General features: G+C 31.4%; 19 protein-coding genes and 1 tRNA gene. 10 read left to right on the forward strand and 10 right to left on the reverse strand.

What is annotated here, in order from left to right; genetic code table 11:
- From KHA90_RS22515 to KHA90_RS22545, 7 genes are all read left to right on the forward strand, one after another.
- On the forward strand, positions 1-860 hold an 860-nt coding region (locus tag KHA90_RS22515), incomplete at its 5' end, for a hypothetical protein (protein ID WP_213307001.1).
- A gap of 18 nt (positions 861-878) precedes the next feature.
- Positions 879-1,520 carry a hypothetical protein gene (locus tag KHA90_RS22520; RefSeq protein WP_213307004.1) on the forward strand — a complete coding sequence of 214 codons (642 nt, stop codon included), beginning with the start codon at positions 879-881 and terminating at the stop codon, positions 1,518-1,520.
- A gap of 1 nt (position 1,521) precedes the next feature.
- On the forward strand, positions 1,522-1,929 hold the full coding sequence (locus KHA90_RS22525; RefSeq protein ID WP_213307007.1) for a hypothetical protein: 408 nt from the start codon (positions 1,522-1,524) through the stop codon (positions 1,927-1,929).
- 180 nt (positions 1,930-2,109) lie between these two features.
- On the forward strand, positions 2,110-2,937 hold the full coding sequence (locus KHA90_RS22530) for a DNA adenine methylase (RefSeq protein ID WP_213307009.1): 828 nt from the start codon (positions 2,110-2,112) through the stop codon (positions 2,935-2,937).
- A gap of 79 nt (positions 2,938-3,016) precedes the next feature.
- On the forward strand, positions 3,017-3,310 hold the full coding sequence (locus KHA90_RS22535; RefSeq protein WP_213307011.1) for a hypothetical protein: 294 nt from the start codon (positions 3,017-3,019) through the stop codon (positions 3,308-3,310).
- A gap of 133 nt (positions 3,311-3,443) precedes the next feature.
- Positions 3,444-3,734 carry a hypothetical protein gene (locus KHA90_RS22540; RefSeq protein ID WP_213307014.1) on the forward strand — a complete coding sequence of 97 codons (291 nt, stop codon included), beginning with the start codon at positions 3,444-3,446 and terminating at the stop codon, positions 3,732-3,734.
- 54 nt (positions 3,735-3,788) lie between these two features.
- On the forward strand, positions 3,789-6,656 hold the full coding sequence (locus KHA90_RS22545; protein ID WP_213307017.1) for a WG repeat-containing protein: 2,868 nt from the start codon (positions 3,789-3,791) through the stop codon (positions 6,654-6,656).
- A gap of 381 nt (positions 6,657-7,037) precedes the next feature.
- On the opposite strand, the gene KHA90_RS22550 is transcribed toward KHA90_RS22545, so the two are convergent.
- Together KHA90_RS22550 and KHA90_RS22555 are read right to left on the reverse strand one after the other, a co-directional pair.
- Positions 7,038-7,802 (reverse strand): hypothetical protein, encoded by a 765-nt coding sequence (locus tag KHA90_RS22550; protein WP_213307020.1) that lies wholly within the window; start codon positions 7,800-7,802, stop codon positions 7,038-7,040.
- Positions 7,803-7,969: 167 nt separating this feature from the next.
- Positions 7,970-8,761, reverse strand: coding sequence for a hypothetical protein (locus KHA90_RS22555; RefSeq protein ID WP_213307023.1), 792 nt, complete (start codon positions 8,759-8,761; stop codon positions 7,970-7,972).
- 239 nt (positions 8,762-9,000) lie between these two features.
- Here KHA90_RS22555 and KHA90_RS22560 point away from each other — a divergent pair, with 239 nt between their 5' ends.
- From KHA90_RS22560 to KHA90_RS22570, 3 genes are all read left to right on the forward strand, one after another.
- Positions 9,001-9,696, forward strand: coding sequence for a pseudouridine synthase (locus tag KHA90_RS22560; RefSeq protein ID WP_213307025.1), 696 nt, complete (start codon positions 9,001-9,003; stop codon positions 9,694-9,696).
- Positions 9,697-10,118: 422 nt separating this feature from the next.
- Positions 10,119-10,190 (forward strand) — tRNA-Glu (locus tag KHA90_RS22565).
- A gap of 442 nt (positions 10,191-10,632) precedes the next feature.
- The gene (locus tag KHA90_RS22570) at positions 10,633-11,727 is read left to right on the forward strand and encodes a Ppx/GppA phosphatase family protein (protein WP_213307027.1); all 1,095 of its coding nucleotides are present in this window, start codon (positions 10,633-10,635) and stop codon (positions 11,725-11,727) included.
- Positions 11,728-11,824: 97 nt separating this feature from the next.
- On the opposite strand, the gene KHA90_RS22575 is transcribed toward KHA90_RS22570, so the two are convergent.
- From KHA90_RS22575 to KHA90_RS22610, 8 genes are all read right to left on the reverse strand, one after another.
- Entirely contained in the window at positions 11,825-12,163 is a 339-nt protein-coding gene (locus KHA90_RS22575; protein ID WP_213307030.1) for a hypothetical protein, read from the reverse strand.
- 279 nt (positions 12,164-12,442) lie between these two features.
- Positions 12,443-12,739 (reverse strand): hypothetical protein, encoded by a 297-nt coding sequence (locus KHA90_RS22580; RefSeq protein ID WP_213307033.1) that lies wholly within the window; start codon positions 12,737-12,739, stop codon positions 12,443-12,445.
- Between the two features lie 6 nt (positions 12,740-12,745).
- Positions 12,746-14,032: a M20 metallopeptidase family protein gene (locus KHA90_RS22585; RefSeq protein WP_213307036.1), complete on the reverse strand. Its 1,287-nt coding sequence runs from the start codon at positions 14,030-14,032 to the stop codon at positions 12,746-12,748.
- A 256-nt stretch (positions 14,033-14,288) separates the two neighbouring features.
- Positions 14,289-15,863 (reverse strand): T9SS type A sorting domain-containing protein, encoded by a 1,575-nt coding sequence (locus tag KHA90_RS22590; protein WP_213307038.1) that lies wholly within the window; start codon positions 15,861-15,863, stop codon positions 14,289-14,291.
- 228 nt (positions 15,864-16,091) lie between these two features.
- Entirely contained in the window at positions 16,092-17,093 is a 1,002-nt protein-coding gene (locus tag KHA90_RS22595) for an isoaspartyl peptidase/L-asparaginase family protein (protein ID WP_213307041.1), read from the reverse strand.
- Between the two features lie 154 nt (positions 17,094-17,247).
- Complete coding sequence (locus tag KHA90_RS22600) at positions 17,248-18,150, reverse strand: ROK family protein (RefSeq protein ID WP_213307043.1); 903 nt, start codon at positions 18,148-18,150, stop codon at positions 17,248-17,250.
- 117 nt (positions 18,151-18,267) lie between these two features.
- A complete protein-coding gene (locus tag KHA90_RS22605; RefSeq protein WP_213307046.1) occupies positions 18,268-19,728 on the reverse strand; it encodes a glycoside hydrolase family 125 protein in 1,461 nt (486 codons plus the stop codon).
- Between the two features lie 4 nt (positions 19,729-19,732).
- Positions 19,733-22,018 (reverse strand): GH92 family glycosyl hydrolase, encoded by a 2,286-nt coding sequence (locus KHA90_RS22610; RefSeq protein ID WP_213307049.1) that lies wholly within the window; start codon positions 22,016-22,018, stop codon positions 19,733-19,735.
- Between the last annotated feature and the right edge of the window lie 51 nt (positions 22,019-22,069).

Genomic DNA, 22,069 nt, shown 5'->3' on the forward strand with positions numbered 1-22,069 from the left:
ATCCAAGTACTAGAAATGATGGACAAATCTCGGTAAATAAAGTTCTAACAACTGACGCACAAGGTAATTTGAAATTATGTTCTATTGCGATTGCACCTGCGCCATATTTAGATGAAATAATCCCTGACAGCTATTTACCAAATACAACAGGAAATTTCATCTTAAAGGGTGCATTTTTTACACCGAATATGACAGTTCAGATTACTGGACAAACTATAAATTCAATAAATTTCAAAAGCGACAATTTAGTACATGTAAATGTAACGACGGGAGAAAACGAAGGTACTTTCGATGTTATGCTGAATAATGGACTTCTAGCAACATTTACGGGTAGAATGTTAATTGTTTTAGGTGATGTTTTTAAACCAAAACCTGAAGATTGGACAGTTCTTACTGGTACTCCTGATCTGACAAGGGAAGGCGAAATTCATTTATCAACTTATGGTATTGCTAGTTCTGCAATATGGAATAAAACAATTGATGGTACAAAAAAAATAGGAATAAAATTCAAACCCGAACTTTCACCTCTTTTTAGTACATGGTCGGGAGATTTTCAGTTTCAATACATTGAATTGAAAGACAATATAACCAATAATTATTATACCCTTGCTACAAAATACGAAGGTGGTTATTTTACTTGTATATATTACAAAAATGGAGTATACACAAGTGCTTTTCCTTATTCATCAGGTATAAAGGGTTTTGAACTTAGAATTTATGACGGAAAATTTTTTTTATATAATGGTCAAGTAGTTTCCAATATGATACAAGATGAAATAACAAGTAATAATATGACTATATCATCAAGTATTACGTATTACGATTTGGTAGATATAAAATTAATAGAATATAATTCGTAATTAACTATATATAAAATTATGAGCATAAAAAGTGTATTAGAGCATTATCTCGAAAAATTTGAAACTAGCGGCAATACGTTGACCGACATTTCATTTGATAATTTGCCTTTTTTAGTAGAGAAAGAGCCAGTATACAATATGAAAGGTCAAAAAGTATCTAAGTCATATGTTTGTCAGCAAGGAAAAGAAGTTGTTAGAATTAAATATGACAGAGTTATCGGCACTTACCATTACAATGGTGTGGATTATGAAAATATATTTCTTGGACTTCAGAAAAGTATTTTTTATCTGGATTGGTCGGGAGAAATCGCATATACAAAGAAAAAGCAATTTTACTCTTTTAATTTGGAGCCAGTTTATCTGGCAGACGGAACGGAAACTGTTAAAGGGTTTTCAAGCCAAAAGCAACGCCAAATTTTGAAATCTGAACGTTTCAGCGCGGATGATTATTTATCGTCTAAGAATCCAGATTTGCACGGCGCACTTTACAATGCGTATCAAGTAGAATATAACGCTTATTTGCGCACCGGAATCTCAACCTCGTTTGTCAATTCGATGAATGCTGAAACAAATGCAGAGCTGTTGGCTATGTTAAATAAAGAGGTTTTTGGGTATGAACCCATGACAGTAAAAGAATTAATAATTTTAAATCTTCAATAATATGTGTTTTATCTTATCGCTTGTGTCATTATTTCTTTTTGGGTTAGTCTACATTTTGGATGAAATAACAGGTTTATTTATAAATGTTCGCCATCGAAAATGGTATAAAATAACGTCAAGAAGAAAGTTTGGTAAAGCATTTAAAGTTGACGTTTTTGCCAATTACTTGTTTGCTGATTTTTGGAGTTTAGTATTTTCAAAAAGCGGTTATGCTTTTGGTTTGTTTGGTGAAACTTTATCAAGTTGTCTGGGTAGAAAGAAAATAGAAAAATCATTATCCTGGATTGGTTTATTGATTTATTACATTCTATACGGTATCGACTTTACTCAATGGAAAAATAAAGGTCATTGTATAGCTTCTATAATGACAAAGCCTGAAATTGAGGGCTTTTTAAATAGAAATCAATAGTTCTCCGGAGGAGGGAATAAAAAAAGTCCCCCAACATAATAATACTTTCCTAGGGTAATTATTTTAAGCGACAAAGCCACAGCGTTGGAGGACCAGTAATAAGGTCTTCTTGCTGTGGCTTTTCGTCATGTTTAATTATCCTAGGAAGTGCAAATATAATCAATCATCAATCAAAATCGAATGGAAAAAAAGAAAATTTTTACATCAGCACCTTTGCCATTTATGGGGCAAAAAAGAAAATTTTTAAAGCAGTTTAAACCTGCTTTGGAAAAATATTCACCTACAGCAACTTATGTTGATTTGTTTGGTGGTAGCGGTTTACTAAGTCATACTGTAAAATCAATTTACCCTGAAGCGAGAGTAATTTATAATGACTTTGACAATTATCGCTTAAGATTGGAAAATGTTTATCAAACAAATAAGCTACTTACCGATTTAAGGTCGATTTTAGCCGATTACCCTAAAGATAAACGAATTGTTGGTGACATACGTGACATTGTACTTAATCGCTTGCAGAAAGAAGAAAAAAGCGGTTATCTGGATTATATCACAGTTTCAAGCTCATTACTTTTTAGTATGAAGTATGCCTTTAGTATGGAACAATTCAGGAAAGAAACTCTTTATAATTGTGTACGACAATCAAATTATGATACAAAGGGTTATTTGGAAGATATTGAAGTAGTTAGTATTTGTTATAAAGAACTGTTTTTAAAGTATAAGGATTTGGATAATGTTGTCTTCTTAGTTGATCCGCCTTACTTGTCAACAGAAACCAGTTCTTATAAAGGTTATTGGAAACTCAAAGATTATTTAGATGTTTTACAGGTCTTGGATAGAACAAAGTATTTTTATTTCACATCAAATAAATCATCAATTATTGAATTGTGCGAATGGATAGAAACAAAGACGCCAATGAGTAATCCTTTTAATGGTGCATATACCGAAACAATGACCGCTACAGTTAATTATAATGCAAGCTATACTGATATTATGATTTATAAGATATAATGATGGAAGTATTATTTTGATACAATTTGAGACAATCAAATTGTATCAAATTTGGTAATTAGGTTTTAATTTTGCTGCTATGGCTTTAAGTAATATAGATGTGCGGATAATAGGAGATTATCATTATTGTGATGAGGGTTATCATGATTTTCATGATAACAAAATAGAAGATTTCAAATACTATTTTAAAGATTGGCTTGAAAAACTTGGAAGAATACCCCAATGGACAAGTGTAAATATTAATATAAACTATTATCCAGATACAGGGAGGTTTGAATTTAAGTATATCAGCACTAAACAGGTTGATATATTGGAATCATTAAAGAATGATTCAGGCTTTTCCTCTAGGTATTTCACAAAGTTATCAGTCTGATAATTACACTATAAAGATAGGGAATTGTAACAAGTTAACCAAACTTTAAACATAAAAAAACCTCTAATTACAGAGGTTTTTTTATGTTTAAGAGTTTCAGCAAATCATTCATTTAAAATATTATTTTTGCATTATGAAAAATAACATTAGAAGCTTGGAAGAAATTGTAAAAAGCAATAAAAAGGTAGATTCTACAATAGAAATTGGAGATTATGTACTCGCATCAAAAGGTTATGATCTTTCCCCAAATGACAGGTGGCGTATTGATATAATTGAGCGCATTGAGACAGACCATGTAAAACCAGCATTGTACTTCAAAGAGACAGGCAGTATCCCGTATTTTTACGCCCAAAGGATATCAAGAGATGAGGGAGCCCTTTTAATCACATTGTTGGAAAGATATATATCTTTAAATCATGATTAAACTACTTTTAAAGACAGTTATAAGAACTATTTGGTTACCTGAAAAAATGTACATTTGAATTTAAATTTGTGTACCTTTCAAATTTTCGATTATAAATTTGATCATGTTTATCAAAAGTATAATTACAAATATGATTATACGCGCCAAAGTTTTGATAAAGAATATCTAGTTACCCGAGAGCAGTCTTACTTTGAAACTTGTTTCAAAAATAAAATTAAAAAATTCTCTTTAGATGGAACGGTTCAGGCAGATTTTGAATCAAAAACAAATAAAGGATTTACCGAGAAAGAATATCCAAAGACGGACTGGAGTTATAACGGTCCAAAATCGGATAGAGTTTTAACAACCCAAACAAAATTGGCTAATTATGCTGAAAAAATACCTGACGATCAAAAATTATTTGGTCTTGATGACACAAATGGCAATGAAATAATAAAACCATTCTATACAGAAATTGATAAGGGATTAGCAAATCAATTTCTTGTTGTATATGATGATCGCGCAGTGGGTGCTATTGACGAAAACGGCAAACTGATTATTCCGCTAGATTACAAATTAATAGAACCTTTTGATTCGAAGTACTACATCGTAAAAGATAATCAATATTTTGGGCTTCTTGATAAAGACGGTAAAGAAGTTTTTCCTCTTATTTATAAAGAAATCAAAGTTTTTTCAGATGGTTTTTATCTGGTTAAAGACAAGGATGACTGGTGTAAAATTGTTGACAATCAAAATAAAACCATTTATGTCTTTCCTAAGTATACCGAGAAAGTTTTCACTATTGAGAAAATCGTCACAGATAAAAATGTGGTTCTATATAATTTAAAGTTCAGATTAAAAGCAGGATATGAATATTGGGATGATCACTTTCTAATAAAAATAGAAAATAATCTGGCGACAAGATTTTTAGAAAAATATAAGATTGAGGAAATTTATGACAATAAGATTGTTGTAATAAAATCAAGTAACCTGATTGGATTTTATGACCTGAACAATCAAAAATTGATTGAGCCGAAATTCAGCGAAATTAAAATAATTTACTCCAAAACAAGTAAGCTTATTTATTGTAAAACAGATAATTATTTTGACACGATTGTGGATGAAAATTTAAATTCGACCATTTCAAAAGATAATATTTCTTATATCATCAATAATGTAATATTTTATGAAAAGGATAGCAAATACGGTTTTTTTGATAAAAACAATAAGAAAACAAAAAACACTTTTGAAAAGATAGATGTAAATTATCCTATTTATGCATCCAATGAAAAGTTTTATAAATTCTATGATAATGGTAAAAGAGCGGGTATTGTCAATGAGGATGGAAAAATTATCATTAAAGCCAATCTTTACGATAAAATCCATAGCGTTTCAAGTATAGACCAATTACCAATATTCAATAAAAAGTTTGCTAAGGGAGAATTAAGACAGATCTTGGTTTGCATTGACAATTCTGATAAAATGACCAATAAGATTGATTTTCTAACAGTTGAAGGAAATAAAATAGCCAGTACAACAGTTGACAAAAAAGACTACTCGTTTTATTTTAGAAACGGAATTATGATTCTAATACTTCGTGACGAAAAAACTATATTTTTTGATTTACATGAAAACAAAATTATTTCAAAAGTCAATGGTTTTTCATTCAACAATGATTATGATCGTGCCTATACTATTTTGAAAAATAATGCTTCCGCTTCAGATTCAAAAGTATTGGCACAAAAATACAGTACAAAAGGAAATTTAATCTCAGAACAAATTATTGACAGAAATCTGAACACCCAATATTTATCAAATTGGAACTATTATTTAATTCAGAAAAAAGGAAATAAATATGGAATTATAGATGTTAATGAAAAAATCCATGTTCCCTTTGTTTATGATAGCATAATATCGTCTGTTGATTCTGTTTACATAGCAAAAAACAATAATAAATATGGAATTATTGACCGCTATAACAATGTATTGCTAAATTTTGAGTATGATAAAATTGAAACGCAATATTTACCAGAAAACCGAATTACGAGTAAAGATGTAAGGTTTATTGAAGATTACGGAAAAAGAACTCCATACAGATCATCATTTAATTTCATGGTTTCAAAAGATCAAAAAACAGGAATTCTTGGGCCTACTTTAAAAACGATTATGCCTGTGGAATTTGATAGTTTTAGAAAAGATCGAACACTTTTCGGCCCTATAATTGGTAGAAAAGGGAGTAGCTCGATGGTATATGATTATCAGAGTCATTTTTTGTTTGAAGTCCAGTGTGATTCCTTACTTCAAGACAAAAACAACAATCCGGTATTTTATAAAATTTACAAAAACGGAAAACAGGGATTTTTAGATCAAAAAGGTAAGATGATTTTTTCGGGACTATTTCCAAAAGTCGAAAAAACAAATATTGAAAATTTATTCATGATCGAAAAAGATTCCAAAAAATATATTGTCAATTCAAAAGGAGAAATAATTTCAAATGCATACGATGAAATTAATACTTCAATTATTTATAATTACGCAGTGGTTAGCATCAATAATAAATTTGGATTACTAAACCAAAAAGCTACACTAGTTATCCCTGAAATATATGACAGTATTCAAATTTTAATCAATAATTATTTACTAGTTTATTTAGATGGGAGATTCGGGATTATTGATTTAAATGCTGTGGAAAATAAAATTTTGCCAATTAAAATTCCGGTTTCGTATGCTCAAATAAAACAAATTGAAGCTAAAAAATATATCATAGTTTCAGATCCTTTTAAAACTGGAGTAATTGATTTTAATAATAAAACTATAATTCCAATGATTTATGATTCAGTATATTATCAGGAAAATGGAAGATATTTTGTTTGTACCAGTAATGGAGTAACGAGTTATTTAACATGTGACAACATAACAATACAAATTGATAAAAGTTCATGATAAATTATCAACAAAATGTATAAGGTATTTTAATGAACATTATAAATTGGACATGATCTCAAAAATGGACAAAAAATAAAATTGTCTGTATTCATTTCATTATAAAGCAAATTAATCTCTTTGTTATTGAATGATATTTAATTCTTTCAAATCATCTACAAAATGGTTCGAGAATTGTCCTGTTAGGGCTACTAAGACAAAAAGCTTCAGAGAAATCTGGAGCTTTTTTTGTTTACACCTAGTTTGTCAACCTCGTTGTGTTCACGATCGGGACGATAGCGCCAGCTGGGAAATTGTTGTCTTGAATAATATTATGGGTGAGAAATCAGTTAGCATTCGCACAGCTTTTAATAAGAACTCTTAGGAGATCAGAGGTGCTTTTTAGTACATGATTTTTCTATAATATACATTTGGATTTTCTGTTTTATTACTTTTCTTTTCTATCCAGTTACCATATTTATCCCTTTTATATGAATAATTATATTTGTCCAAATCCCAAGAACTAGATTCACTTGAAGCAAATTTTTTTATTTTGGTATTTTTTAAGCTATCGACATTGTATTGTTTGTTAAAATATTCTTTTCTACAAGTAGTTACAGAATTACCATGATTATATTTATAAATTTCTAAAATACGATCCTCACTAATTAATATTGTTCCATCTTTTTTAATTTCTTTCGAAAAGCTATATTTTACTTTTTTTAATTTCTTTCCGTTTTCATCATATTTATTGACGCAACCAAAATAAACCGTATCGGATATAGTATTTCTCAAATCATCAATTAATTTATTATCAATTTTATCTTTGAAGTATACAAACTTTTGCACAAATTTTTCTCCAATTAAATTTTGGCTTGAATTTATTACTAACTCATTATTTTTAAATTTATAAAGATGGCAATTTGCATCTATTTTGATAGAATCCTTTCCAATGATCTGATAACAAGTTTCTTTAATTATTTTTGGGTTACCACGCAAGGTATCATCTTGAAAAATTAATACTTTAGGTTTCTCGTAAACTTTTTTTATGAGTAATGAATCTAAAGAACTATCAAATTTTTCAAGTGCTGAATACACTTCTTTTTTTGAATTTTGGCAACTTGTCAAAATCATCACAAACACTAGAATTTTTAGATGTATCCTCATTTCAGTTTTTTTTAAGCATTTAAGTACAACGTTGTGACACTACAGCGGCTTTGGAATTAAATCAACCCATCTTTTCCGATTTACCAATCATTCAAAATACAAATCCAACTTCTATATTAAGCCAATTGCCAAAATATGCTGTAGTAACTGTTATGAATTGCAATTTATTATGGTTCGTCACATTCTGTCTTAACGTCGATAAATAATCTATTAAACTCCCTTTCTAATGTTCCGTCATTATTTACCCTTTTTATTTTACTATTGCCACAATTCCACCAACCATATGTCATCAATTCAATTTTCGCATAAATCAATCTATCTTTTGAATAGTATTTTTCGTGAAATCTTTCCATAAATTTTTCGGGAGAACCATTTTTACTTTTTTCCTGTTCAATTAATTTATACCAAGATTTTAAAAGTTGGATTGTATCGTTACCTGACAAAACGTTAGCATATTCAGAACAATATTCTGTATATTTATTATTCAACAAAACTAACGGATTTGAATATGCTTCAATAGTAATTTTTCGTAATTGATATTCATCTTCTAATTCTTGTAATTTTTCTGCTTTTATTTTGTTCCAAAATGAAGTAGCTACTATTTTTCTATTATATAAAGATTTTTTCTCCATATATTCAGACATCAATTTGTAAATATTCAATTTTTCAATATCCTCTACATAGTGAGCGTTAGAATTAGTTTCTAAAGCTATACCCGAAAAAGTAAACCACAAATCATAAGTGTTTTTTAACTCTTCTTCTGAATACTTTTTAGGATTATACGTTCCTATATTTTCGCACAGATCTGTTGTCCATTTAAAAACAGCTGTGGTATTACTATTTACAGTTATGGTATCACTCTTTTTAAATGAAACTATTTTGTTTTCAGCATTTTTTTCCTTGTCTACGCAACACAAAACAAAAAATGAAATTATTATTATTAGAGTAATTTTTCTCATATTATATCACACAACGTTCTGGGACTACAGCAGATCTTGGACTAAATTATGTTTATTCTTCGAATTTGCCAAATCTTACTGAAAGTTAAACCACTCCTATACAAAACCTCACAGCTTTTGTAGATCACAATAAAATGAAAATATCTCAGAATCTCCGACTTTAAAACCCAGTTGAAGAGAAAAGTATAGAAATAAATAATAAAAGTCATTTTAATCGAAATCTCTTCTACTTTTGCCAAATGTTAGAAATTCTTTACCAGGACGAATATATTGTAGCCATTAATAAACCAAGCGGACTGTTGGTTCACAAATCATTTTATGCGCGCGATGCAAAAGTGTATGCTATTCAGGAATTGAGAAATCAAATAGGGCAACACGTTTATCCTATTCATCGGTTAGACCGCAAAACATCTGGTGTCTTGTTATTTGCGTTGGATAAGGAAGTTTTGAAAATTATGAATGAGCGTTTTGCCACACGCGAAGTCGAAAAAAAATATTTAGCAATTTTACGTGGCTGGTCACCCGAAGAACTAACAATTGATTATGATTTAACCAATGATGATGACATTACACAAAATGCAATAACCTACTTTCATCGTTTGCAAAATGCCGAAGTTGAGTTAGAATTTAACAATAAACCAACGTCACGATATTGTTTGGTAGAAGCAATTCCTGAAACTGGACGTATGCATCAATTACGAAAACATTTCAAACATATTTTTCATCCCATTTTAGGAAGTCGTCCACATGGTTGTAACAAACAAAATAAATTGTGGTTGGAGAATTACGACCTCAAAGGAATGATGCTTCACGCACATCAGTTAATTTTTGATCATCCAATAAAAAATGAACAAATAATCCTGAATGCAAAGATTAATGAAGAGTTTAGCAGAGTTGGTACTATTCTTAATCTGGATTTGAGTAAGTATCAATAGAATAATAAAGGAGTTAAGTAAGATGTTTGATAACTGGTATCAAAAATAAAGGCTTTATGTTTCTTTCTTGAAGTATCAACATTAAAATACTTTGTTTTTTTCATGCAAAAAAATCTCAAAATAATTAAAATCCTTATTTAAAAGAACAAAAAACAACAGCAAAAACATAAGAATATTCTCTTAAAACAAATAACGCCCAAAATAATTTTTCCAAATAATAGATAGATAAAATCTTCATCACGGTTTTCCTATCCAAAAACAACCATTTATTAATCAAATAAATACATCTTAATTAACCCAATTTATTCAGTATCGATAGTTTCAAAATTTAATAATTTAAGAAATAACTACTGAAAAGTTTTTTCAAATTTTATTTGTGTGTTTAAAAATTATTTGCATTTTTGCACCCGCATTAGAAAAATGGCCCGTTCGTCTATCGGTTAGGACGCATGGTTTTCATCCATGTAAGAGCGGTTCGATTCCGCTACGGGCTACTAAGAAGCTTCAGAGAAATCTGAAGCTTTTTTTTATGGAAATAATCCACGAAAGATACTTAAGACGCTTTTTATAGATATTACAATTTCGATTGACTTAAAAATCACCTGAAAAAGAAAGATATTTCTACTGTTTTAGACAGGAATATTTCTTAAAGCAAATGACGCCATTCCTTATTTTTTGACAAATCACTTCTTAAAAACACTCAATTTCAACACCTTATAAACACAAAATCATATAGAATTAACTCTCAAACATTAACGAATAATTAAATCGTATGTTTTTCTTAATAACTGCGTTTATCTTAGTAAATGTTTTTATAAATTTGCGATCTCATATTAAAAGGCATTGTTTTGAATTCAAAATTGTGACTTTCATATAAATAACCCAAAAGCTTAAAAGTTTTTTTTCAAAATTATATTATAACAATAATTAAATACCATGTTTAAGAAAAACAAAAACCAAATTCTATTTTTCATTCTTTTAAATTTATTTTTTTCGATCAATTCATTTTCCCAAAAAAATCTTTATGCGGGAATTGAAATTGGACGCAGAGCTATAAAAACTTCAATTCTGGAGATCAGCAATATCAAGAAAGCTGATTATAAAATTCTTTACTTCTCAAATGAGAGAATTAGTCTTGCCGATCATATTGCAGCTTCAGGAGAGGTTCCTCAAGACGATGTTAACAAAACAAGCAATATAATTGTAGATCAATTGAAGAAAATAAGAGAGGAATTTAAAGTTCCTGAAGCAAATATTTTTATAGTTGCTGCACCTGTTTTCTCTTCTGCGCGTAACATTGATGCTTTGAAAAATAAAATTACTACGCTAACTAATAAAAGCGTTGATGTAATTAACGTTGACGAAGAAGCTAAAATGTTAGTGAAAGGTGCAATACCTCCTGTTGATTATTCTAACGCTCTTTTACTTGATATTGGCGCTCAAACCTCAAAAGGCGGATATATTGATGAACTTGAAGACAATAAATTAGAGTTTATACCTATTGAACTTGATTTTGGAACTATGACAGTTACTGATGCAGTGAAAAAAACCGTTGTAAATCAAAGCCAGGTAAATGATATGTCAACTTATCAGGAAAAATCTTTTGATTTTAATATTGTGCTGCGCAAGAAGATCAAACAAATGCTTGACGCGAATCCTCTTATCTTAAAAAAGGAAAAAATCTATTTATCCGGAGGTGCAGTTTGGGGATTTTCGACTTTATATTTTAATGAAAACGTTAAAGATCATTATATTTCTTTCACCTTAGAAGATGTTATCAATTACGATGCAGTCCTAAAAAACAACTTCACAAAATATAGCAACGTTGCTAAAACCGATAAAGAAGTAGCGAGAGTTTTAAGTACATATGACCAGAAATACCTGATTTCGGCAAATAACATTCTGCTTAACTTATTGGAAGGTATTCCAAATATAGAGACAAAGAAAATTTACTTTGTTAAGGACGGGCAAGTAACGTGGCTTATGTCGCACATTGCAGATCGTTCTAAAAAAGTAAATACTAATTTTTAAGTATTTGCTGCAACATAAAACAAAAAGCTTCAGAGAAATCTGGAGCTTTTTTTGGTTTAGAATAATTTCATCCCCTCGCGAAATAAAAAGTACAGAATTACTCCGTAACAATAAGAGAATCAATATTTAGAATTTGATTAATTTCACCCAAAAGTTCAAGTTCATCAAGAGGAAACATTTCCAATACCATCTCTAAAATAAGAGAAACATTTATAGGGTTTTTGTTTGTACTTGATCTTATGTGCGCTTCATTATCAAGCGAAAAAATACACATTTTAAGCAAATTGCTAATTACACAGCCAAGTTCATAATAATTGACCGCCATAATTTGCGCCTTATAATCATCTGATTTATCATTATCCGATTTTAAAGTATTGAAATATGGAGCGATTAATTTTCTAATATTCTCTAACTTTTTAGTTTCATTTATTTCCATAATAATTTATCTTTTATGAGAATTCAAAGTTTGTTCTATATTTGTAATAATCGGTTATCTTATATGATAACTAGCAAAAAAGATATACTTAGACTAGAAGATCTTTTAAAATAGCGAAATTTAAAATAGATTTTCAAATAAAACCAAGATAGCACGAATCAGTCATTAAGTATTTAAAACATCTAACAATAGGGCTGAAAGCTAAAAAGAATTAGCGTAGTACATCGCACTACGAATTAAATTCAACGTTATATCGCCCTGAAAGGAAAATCCAGAATTTTATTTTTTATATTTATAAATTCGATAGCCTTCTTTTTGATCGAATCCGTCTACATTATAGCCTAATGCTAATATGTCATTTCCAATAATTGCCATATTGATTCCAACAGGGTCATTTAATTCATCAGAAATTAATAGCGTTTCCTTATTATTTTTAAAGTTTTCGCTAATATATTTTTTAGCATTTTCAATTGTTGTAATAGGTTCAGTAGCTTTTTGATTCATCATTTGCTCAGACTTATTTGAATTACAGGATAAAATCGTAAACGTTAAGAGAAATAATAATATTTTTTCCATTTTAGTTTATTTAAGTCTTTCTACAATTAAGGATGAAAAACTTTCTACTCCTGTTTTTATACACGTTTCATCAACTTTAAAATTTGGAGCATGATTCATTGCAATAACTCCTTTTTCGATATTTGAACCTCCAAGAAAAAAGTAAACACCGGGAATTTTTTGTTGAAAATAGGCAAAATCATCATTAAAATAAGGAAACTGTCCATAATCTGTACCTACAAATTCTTTTCCATAAATGTTATCCAGTGTTTTTACCGCAATTTCCGTCAATTTTTTGTCGTTCAAAATTGTTGGGTTTTCCTGCGTAAATGAAACCGAAATAAGTTGGTCTTTATAATTGGTTTCGACTATTTGTTTGATTTTAGGAATAATATTTTTTATGTTAGACAAATTCGTTTCATACAAATAAGCTTCCAGAACAAGTTCATTATTTTTAGAATATATTTTAAAATTCTGATCCATAATCAAGTAATCCCTATAATCTGTATCAGGACTTGTAAGTCCCTTTTTTGGGTCATTCATATTTTGCACTTCCCACGGCTTTGTGCCGGCTATTGTGCGTGACATTGAATTGTATATATTTTTTGTGAGTTCGTTTGACTGTTCTTTCGTCAATTGATCTTTAAGCTTAATTTGAACTCTTTTTTGATACGCAAACATTTCATTTGGCTTTACCATTATTTGCCCAACCGGCAATGCTGTTATGTGCAATCCATAAATTTCGTCAGGCTGTATTTTTGAAAGTAAATTGTTAGCGATCATCTTTTTTGCTCCAACAAAAGTTTCTTCTTCGGGCTGAAAAATAAAATATACCGTTCCGTTTAGCGATTTTTTATTTCTTGCCAGAACTTCGGCTATTCCCAGTCCTATTGCCATATGAATGTCGTGACCACAACCATGTTGAACATTTTTTACTTTCGATTTAAAATCAACCTCATCAGCAAAGTTATTTGGGAGCGCATCCATCTCAGCTCGCCAAGCAATTTTTTTTCCTTTTTTTTCTCCTTTTAAAATCCCTACAACACCATAACCATAAATATTCGTTTCGACTTCAAGTCCTAAATCAAGTAAATATTTTTTTATATTTTGTTGTGTTTGGATTTCATTTCCTGCCAATTCAGGATTTTCATGAAAGTCTCTTCTAATTTTAACCAGCTTATCAAAAATATTATCTGTTTCGAGTTTTATAGATTCCTTAGTCAATATCGCTTTTGGCTTTTGCTGACAAATAGCGTTTTCTGAGCACGCAATAAGTAATGTAAACGATAAGGATAACAAAAATTGTATTTTCATTTTTTGAATTTATTAAAATGTCGGAAAATATTATAAGTGGCTGGGAACCAAATTAACTTTATTTTTCGGTTTGACCAAATTCTAATAATTACAAACGATTTGTTTCTCGCATTTATCTAATCCTAAACAGAACAAAAAAATGCGCAAAGATCAAAAAGACCTTTCCGCATTTTAAAATATTTAACTCTTTTATATAGTCGTTATTATAATATTCAGGAAATAATCGACATTGATTAATCTGAATAAAATCTAATTTTTATTTCACAATCTTTATTGTCTTAGCGACTTTTCCGTTTCCGTTTATTTTCAGAAAGTAAATTCCTTTTGATAAATTTTTACCTGATAAATCTAATTGTTCAGTAGTAGATCCTTCGCTATAGTTTTTATTTTTAACTAAATTAGAAATTAAAACTCCTTTTACATCATATAAATCAACACTTAAAGTAGCTGATTCTTTTAATTGTAAACTTAAAGTTGGAGAATCATTTACAGGATTTGGACTTATATTGATTTCATTTGCTGTTTTAGCAAAATCAATTGTTGATAATGCCAGTGCTGTATTATTTATTCTGGTTAAAATAAAACCGCCTTTATTTCCAGCCATCACAATTTTATTATCTGGTTGAACAAGCATCGTTTCAAAATACTCATGTCCTGATCCAAAATTAATTAAAAGATAACCTTTGTTACCAAACGAAGTATTTAAAACTCCACTCAAACTATAGGATTCTATGCCAAAATTATAATCGCTTGTTAATCCAACGCCATAACCTACAAGTAAATTATTACTGTGATCGATCGTAATATCTGTTGCAAAACTGGCGATATTAGTACCAAAATCTTTAAGAATTTTACCTTTTACTCCAAATGAATTATCTGCAACACCATTTGCATTATATTTTGATATAAAAGCAGAATATTTTACTCCGTCATAGGATGAACCGCCAATATAAATATCATTATTTTTTGAGATTACACATTTGTTCAATTGAGCAATTTGTCTAAAATCTTCTTCAATAAGTCCGGTTCCGTTTGGTCCAAAACTCTTTACAATTTCGCCATTAGTATTATATCGTGCTACGACACAATCAAGTCCGAAATTATTTCTTCCTACGGCTATAACATCTTCATTACCTATAAATTTCATATCCAGTATTTCTCCTCTTGCAATATTAGGAGTAAATATAAATCCGTTCACGCCATATGTGAGATCTAAACTTCCGTTTGAGTTAAATCTGGCTAAGCCAAAAGTTGGAGATCCGGGATCATCTACAGATTCAAATGCCCCGCCAACAACCATTTTACCATCTGCCTGAATTAATAATGCATTAACAAATTGTGAATATTCTAAAGTTTCAACTTTTATTCCATCAGTATCAAAGGTGGTATCTAAACTTCCGTTTTCGTTATATCTCACAATCATGATATCATAGCCTCTGTTTTGTGATACAGTATAACTACTGCCCGCAACCACAATTTTACCATCTGTTTGCAAAGTCACACTTTGACCATAAGAGCGAGTTTCCATTAAAGTGGTTACATATCCGCCAGTTCCAAATGTGGTATCTAAAGCTCCGTTTGGTAAATATCTGGCAAGTAAAAAAGAAGATCCATCTGTATTAGAATTGCTATTACCAATGACTATAATTTTTCCGTCTGATTGTAAAACCGAATCATACGCCAGATTGTTTCCCGGAACTCCGCCGCCAAATGTTGTTACTTTACCGCCAGTCCCAAATGTTGTATCAAGTGTTCCTGCTTGGGAAAATGCTGTATTTGAAAATAATAATGCAAGCACGAATGTGCCAAAAATGGGTAAAGTTCTTTTCATTCAATAGTTTTTTAAGGTTTAATTTTTAGGTAAAAATTCGAAATATTGATTTTTTTCGATGCTAATTTAGTCCTATTATACTTATTATCCTAATTGATTTTGAAGCAAAAACGTTATAGATTTAGCATTCAATTTTAACCTTTTTTCCATAAAAAAATGCGCAATAATCTAAAGACCTTTACGCATTTAAAAAAAAAACAATTAGCTCTTTGCAGAGCTAACCAATAATTATTTCAGAAAATATTCGGCATCGATTAATTTGTTTCCTGTATCATCATAAACGGCGTAATTAAAACCGCCCTGAACACAATATGAACCATATTCTCCGGCTTTATTCAAGGCAATAAAACCAACCTGAATATCCTTTAAATCTTTCTTTCTGTTTTGAGTAAGTTTCACAATTCTGGCAACGGCTTCTTCACAGGCTTTTTGAGGCGATTTTCCTTGACGCATTAATTCAACAACAAGATGACAACCCGAAATCCTGATTACTTCTTCGCCGTGACCAGTTGCGGTTGCTGCTCCAATTTCGTTATCTACATATAAACCTGCTCCTATAATGGGCGAATCTCCTACTCGTCCGTGCATTTTAAACGCCATTCCGCTTGTGGTACATGCGCCGGAAAGATTGCCGTTTGCATCAAGGGCAATCATTCCAATTGTATCATGATTCTCGATATTGGCAATTGGTTTGTATTTACTGTCTTTCAGCCATTCTTTCCACTCCTTTTCAGATTCTTCAAGCAATAAATTTTCCTTTTTAAAACCTTGCGATAAGGCAAATTGCAAAGCGCCATCGCCAACTAACATTACGTGTGGCGTTTTTTCCATTACGGCTCTTGCGACCGATATTGGATGTTTTATATATTCTAAGCAAGCAACAGAACCTATATTAGAATTTTCGTCCATAATACAAGCGTCTAACGTTACACGACCATCTCTATCCGGACGTCCGCCATAACCTACACTTCTTTCTTTGGGATCACCTTCGGGGATTTTAACTCCTGCTTCGACAGCGTCAAGCGCCGTTCCTTTATTTTTTAGCACTTCCCACGCAGCTTCATTTGCCTGAATTCCAAATCGCCATGTTGAAAGAACAATGGGTTTCTTTACTTTTTTAGAATCGAATACTTTTTCTTCTTCTGAATCAGATTTAAAAGATTGCAATGCAACAGCTACCGAAGCTAGTGCTGCCGTTTTTATAAAATTCCTGCGATTTGAATTTGTCATATTAAAATATTTTTAAACCATATAAGTAATTTTTAAACCATATAAATTATATAAGATCATTTAAGCTTGTTGTTTATCACTACTTAAAAAATTAAAACCAAGTTATAAAAAATTCTTTTACATGAACTTATATAACTTATATGGTAAAAAAAAATTAAGCTGTATATAATAAACTTGTCGCTCCTAATAAAGCTGCGATTTCATTATCTGTAGAAACAGAAACGGTTATATTGCTTCCTGATTCTTTTATTTTTTGATTGAAAACAGGTAAAAAGAACTCGCTTGCGTTTGCAATTTTTCCGCCTATTATAAAACTATTGGCTGAGAATTTTTCTAACCACGGCATTACAATTTCGGCTAAATCTTCTCCCATTTCCTGGAATGCTTTTATTGCCAATTGATCTTCGGCTTTAGCCAAATTAAACAACTCCAGGCAATTGTTTAATTTTTTTCCGCTTAAAGCGAAATATTTAGCCAAAAGTCCGCGTGCCGAAACGTAATCTTCTGCGATCCCGTCTTTAAAAGGAATATTATAAATTTCTCCGTCTGTTGGGACTAAATCTCCTGATGAAATAGAGATTCCTTTGTCTATAAAACAAGCTCCAAGTCCGGTGCCTAGCGTAATTGCCATTACTTTTTTAGAAAGATTATCAGAGTCTTTAAAAACTTCGCCTTTACCAAAACAAACCGCATCGTTTTCAAAAAGAATCGGAAAATCACTTGTAAGATTTAATGTTCCCTGAAATAAATAGCGAACATTCAATCCGTAAAAATGCTCGTATTTTGATTGGTCTTTTATCCAGCAAATTCCGTTTTCATAATCAAATGGTCCGGGCATACAAGCGGCTAATCCTACTATATTTTTTGCTTTTGAATTTTCTATCGAAGTCTTGATTGCTTTTTCCCAAATAGCCATTACTTCTTCAACCGGCAAATTAGAATCAAATGATTCTTTGTGCAATGAAAAGTCAATCACTTTCATGTCTACAATATCTATAATCGCTGCGGTGATATGTGTTCCTCCAATATCCAATCCAACGGCATATGCTTTATTCATTCTTATTTTTTTTGGAATTGAACCATTTAAGAGATTTAAAAATTTAGTTGATTTTTTATCTGGAATTTTAAAAAAACTAATTTTCTAATTACTTAATGGTAAATCTATTTTAGTTTTTTATATGTTTTTGTCTTTTAAAATTTGAGGATAATGAATGCTGGTATGAACAATCATTTCTCCAAAAAGTGTATTTGCCCAGGCAAACCATTTTCGGGTAAATTTGGTTACATCATCTTTATGAAATGATTCGTGCATAAATCCTGTATCGGCATTTGTTTTGATCAAATTACTAATACACGCTTTTATTTCTTTTTCGTCAACACTTGTAATCGCCCTTAAAACAATACTCATAGGCCAGATTGTATCTGTTCCGGTATGTGGTCCTCCAACACCTTCTCCAGCTTTTCCTTTATAGAAAAACGGATTATTTTCTGAAAGCACAACTTTTCTGGTATTCAGATAAAGCTGATTGTCCGGCTCAATAGCGCCTAAATAAGGTAATGATAATAATGACGGAACATTGGCATCATCCATCATATGAAAACTTCCGTAACCGTTGATTTCAAACGCAATTATTTTTCCGAATTTCGGATGTTCTATGATTCCGTTTTCTTCTAATCCTTTTTGAACTTGTCCTTGTAATTCTTTCGCTTTAGCGACTAAATTATCATCTTTTAATGCCGGCAAAGAGAATATTTCCTGAAGATATCCAAGTACTTCAATAGCAAACATATTACTCGGAATCAAATAGCCAAACAAAGTACTATCATCACTTGGCCTGAAAGTCGAAACGATTAATCCGCATGGTTTTACAGGATATCCGTAACCGCCTAAAGGCACGCCATCTGTAGCCCAAGCCGTTACTCTCTGAAAATTATATGGGCCTTTATCTGTCCAGCGTTGTTGCTCTTTGAAAGTCTGTAAAATTAAAAGCATGGCTTCTTTCCATTTACTGTCAAACATGCTTATATCTCCGGTTTCCTTCCAATATCCGTGCGCTAACCTTATCGGATAACACAAACTATCAATTTCCCATTTGCGCTCGTGAATTCCCGGCTGCATTTTGGTCATATCGTTTTTCCACTCGCTTACTTGTGTAAAATCTTTGTAAAAAGCATTTGCGTAAGGATCAAGTAAAATACATTTTGCCTGACGATTGATTACTCCTTTTACCAGTTCAGCAAGTTTTTTATCTTCTTTTACAAACGGAATATACGGCCATATTTGCGCTGTACTATCACGCAGCCACATTGCATCGATATCTCCTGTAATGACATAAGTATCAGGTTTTCCGTCGATGATTTCAAAATCTACGGTTGTATCTAATGTATTTGGGAAACAGTTTTCAAACAGCCACGCCAATTCCGGATTTGCAATTTGTTTTTTGATTCTGACAATTGCTGCTTCAACGGCTTTACTGGTAAATTTTCTTTCGGCTAATGGAGGTCTTTTGGAAATAAAATCTTTAAGCGCAAAATTGAAAGTATCTGATTTCATCGCAAAAACATCGGTTTGAAGTGCCAATAATCCTGCTGAAAAAATCCCTGTATTTTTTATAAATTTTCTACGTGATTGCATAGTATTATTTTGAAGTTGAATAAGAATATGGATAAGAACTTGCTGAAGTTCCTCGTTGTAAATTTGGTTTGCTGCTCATTTCAAAATTGAATTCTCCGCCTTTTAATACATCAAAATGGTTGATATAATTTTTAGTATGAGTAGCATTATTCCATTTTAATTCCTGAACATATTTATTGTCTTCAGAATTATTTGGAGCATTTATAACCAGTTGTTTTCCGTTTTCTAATTGCAAAGTGAGTTTCTTAAATAATGGCGCGCCAAGAACATATTCTTCCGTTCCCGGGCAAACCGAATAAAATCCCATTGCTGAGAAAACATACCATGCAGATGTTTGCCCGTTGTCCTCGTCTCCGCAATATCCATCAGGCGTTGGTTTGTACAAACGGTTCATTACTTCTCTGGACCAATATTGAGTTTTCCAGGGTTCGCCTGCATAATTATACAAATAAATCATGTGCTGAATTGGCTGATTTCCGTGTGCATATTGTCCCATATTCATGATTTGCATTTCGCGGATTTCATGAATTACAGCTCCGTAATAACTATCATCAAAAACTGGCGGAGTTGTAAAAACAGCATCTAATTTAGCGGTGAATTTTTTCTCGCCGCCCATTAAATCGATCAGACCGTGAATGTCATGAAAAACACTCCAACTGTAATGCCACGCATTTCCTTCTGTAAAAGCATCTCCCCATTTAAACGGATTGAAATTTTTCGGGAAACTTCCATCTTTATTTCTGCCGCTCATCAAACCAATTTCAGGATTATAAAGATTCTTATAATTCATCATTCGTTTTTCGTATAAACTGATTTCTTTTTTAGGGCGGTTTAAGGCTTTCGCCAATTTCCAGATCGTAAAATCATCATAAGCATATTCTAATGTTCGGGCTGCATTTTCGTTGATTTTCACATCGTAAGGAACATATCCTAAAGTGTTGTAATATTCTACTCCTTTTCGTCCTACGGCTTCTAGCGGACCTTCATTATTCGCTCCGTGCAATAACGCTTCGTACAATTTATTGATATCATAACCGCGTAATCCTTTGATATAAGCATCAGCAACTACAGAGGCAGAATTATTCCCCACCATCACGTTTCTGAATCCCGGGCTTGACCATTCCGGCAAGAATCCACCTTCTTTATAATCGTTGATTAATCCTTCCTGCATTTCTTTATTTATAGAAGGATAAACTAAATTCAATAAAGGATATAAGGCTCTAAAAGTGTCCCAAAATCCTGTTCCTGCAAACATATAGCCCGGTAAAACTTTACCATTATACGGGCTGTAATGCACAATTTCGCCTTTTGCGTTTACTTCATATTGCTTTTGAGGGAAACAAGCGGTGCGGTATAAACAGGAATAGAATGTTTTTAATTGTTCGTCTGTTCCACCTTCGGCAGTTAGTTTTCCTAAAACTTTATTCCATTCTTTTTTAGATTCGGCTACGGTTTCATTAAATGAAGCTTTTCCTAATTCGGCTGCTAAATTTACTTCAGCTTGTTCCGCGCTAATAAATGAAGAAGCAACTTTTACGTTTACGATTTCTCCTTTTTTAGTTTTAAAACCAACTACTGCGCCTACATGATTGTCTGTTAATTCCAGTTTATCTTTTTCTAAAACCTTATCGTGCCATGTATAATTGGTTGTAAATGGTTTATCGAATTGCAATACAAAATAGTTTCTGAAATTTTGCGGAACTCCTCCACTATTGCGGGTTGTATACCCTATAATTTTATTTTCTGACGGAATAATTTTGATATATGAACCTTTATCAAAAGCATCGATTACAATGGAGGATTGCTCGTTCTCCGGAAATGTAATTTGAAAATGTGCTGCTCTTTCCGTTGCTGTAATTTCGGTCGTCACATCATAATCAGCAAGATAAACACTGTAATAATAGGGTTTCGAAACCTCAGCTTTGTGGCTGAACCAACTTCCTCTTTCGTCTTCAATAAAACTTAATTTTCCTGTTACCGGCATGATCGAAAACTGTCCGTAATCGTTCATCCACGGCGAAGGCTGATGCGTTTGTTTGAATCCTCTAATTTTTTCGGCGGTATAAATATACGCCCATCCATCGCCCATTTTACCGGTTTGCGGCGTCCAGAAATTCATTCCCCAAGGTCGGCAAATTGCCGGATAGGTATTTCCGTTAGAAAGACTATGCAAAGATTGTGTTCCCATTAAAGGATTTACATATTCTACAGGATCTAAAGTTTTAACTTGTGCGTTTACAAAAACGCAACACTGTAATATTCCTAAAAAAATTAAACTCTTTATTTTCATATTCTTTATTTTATGTTTTACGCTTTAAGCTGTAGGCTATAAGCTTTAAAC

This window comes from Flavobacterium psychroterrae, assembly GCF_018380615.1.
In the GTDB taxonomy this organism is placed as follows: Bacteria; Bacteroidota; Bacteroidia; order Flavobacteriales; family Flavobacteriaceae; genus Flavobacterium; species Flavobacterium psychroterrae.

Coding starts and splice junctions, on each gene's coding strand:
- KHA90_RS22520 (WP_213307004.1), top strand. CDS start 879: ATGAGCATAAAAAGTGTATTAGAGCATTATCTCGAAAAATTTGAAACT.
- KHA90_RS22525 (WP_213307007.1), top strand. CDS start 1,522: ATGTGTTTTATCTTATCGCTTGTGTCATTATTTCTTTTTGGGTTAGTC.
- KHA90_RS22530 (WP_213307009.1), top strand. CDS start 2,110: ATGGAAAAAAAGAAAATTTTTACATCAGCACCTTTGCCATTTATGGGG.
- KHA90_RS22535 (WP_213307011.1), top strand. CDS start 3,017: ATGGCTTTAAGTAATATAGATGTGCGGATAATAGGAGATTATCATTAT.
- KHA90_RS22540 (WP_213307014.1), top strand. CDS start 3,444: ATGAAAAATAACATTAGAAGCTTGGAAGAAATTGTAAAAAGCAATAAA.
- KHA90_RS22550 (WP_213307020.1), bottom strand. CDS start 7,802: ATGAGGATACATCTAAAAATTCTAGTGTTTGTGATGATTTTGACAAGT.
- KHA90_RS22555 (WP_213307023.1), bottom strand. CDS start 8,761: ATGAGAAAAATTACTCTAATAATAATAATTTCATTTTTTGTTTTGTGT.
- KHA90_RS22560 (WP_213307025.1), top strand. CDS start 9,001: ATGTTAGAAATTCTTTACCAGGACGAATATATTGTAGCCATTAATAAA.
- KHA90_RS22570 (WP_213307027.1), top strand. CDS start 10,633: ATGTTTAAGAAAAACAAAAACCAAATTCTATTTTTCATTCTTTTAAAT.
- KHA90_RS22575 (WP_213307030.1), bottom strand. CDS start 12,163: ATGGAAATAAATGAAACTAAAAAGTTAGAGAATATTAGAAAATTAATC.
- KHA90_RS22580 (WP_213307033.1), bottom strand. CDS start 12,739: ATGGAAAAAATATTATTATTTCTCTTAACGTTTACGATTTTATCCTGT.
- KHA90_RS22585 (WP_213307036.1), bottom strand. CDS start 14,032: ATGAAAATACAATTTTTGTTATCCTTATCGTTTACATTACTTATTGCG.
- KHA90_RS22590 (WP_213307038.1), bottom strand. CDS start 15,863: ATGAAAAGAACTTTACCCATTTTTGGCACATTCGTGCTTGCATTATTA.
- KHA90_RS22595 (WP_213307041.1), bottom strand. CDS start 17,093: ATGACAAATTCAAATCGCAGGAATTTTATAAAAACGGCAGCACTAGCT.
- KHA90_RS22600 (WP_213307043.1), bottom strand. CDS start 18,150: ATGAATAAAGCATATGCCGTTGGATTGGATATTGGAGGAACACATATC.
- KHA90_RS22605 (WP_213307046.1), bottom strand. CDS start 19,728: ATGCAATCACGTAGAAAATTTATAAAAAATACAGGGATTTTTTCAGCA.
- KHA90_RS22610 (WP_213307049.1), bottom strand. CDS start 22,018: ATGAAAATAAAGAGTTTAATTTTTTTAGGAATATTACAGTGTTGCGTT.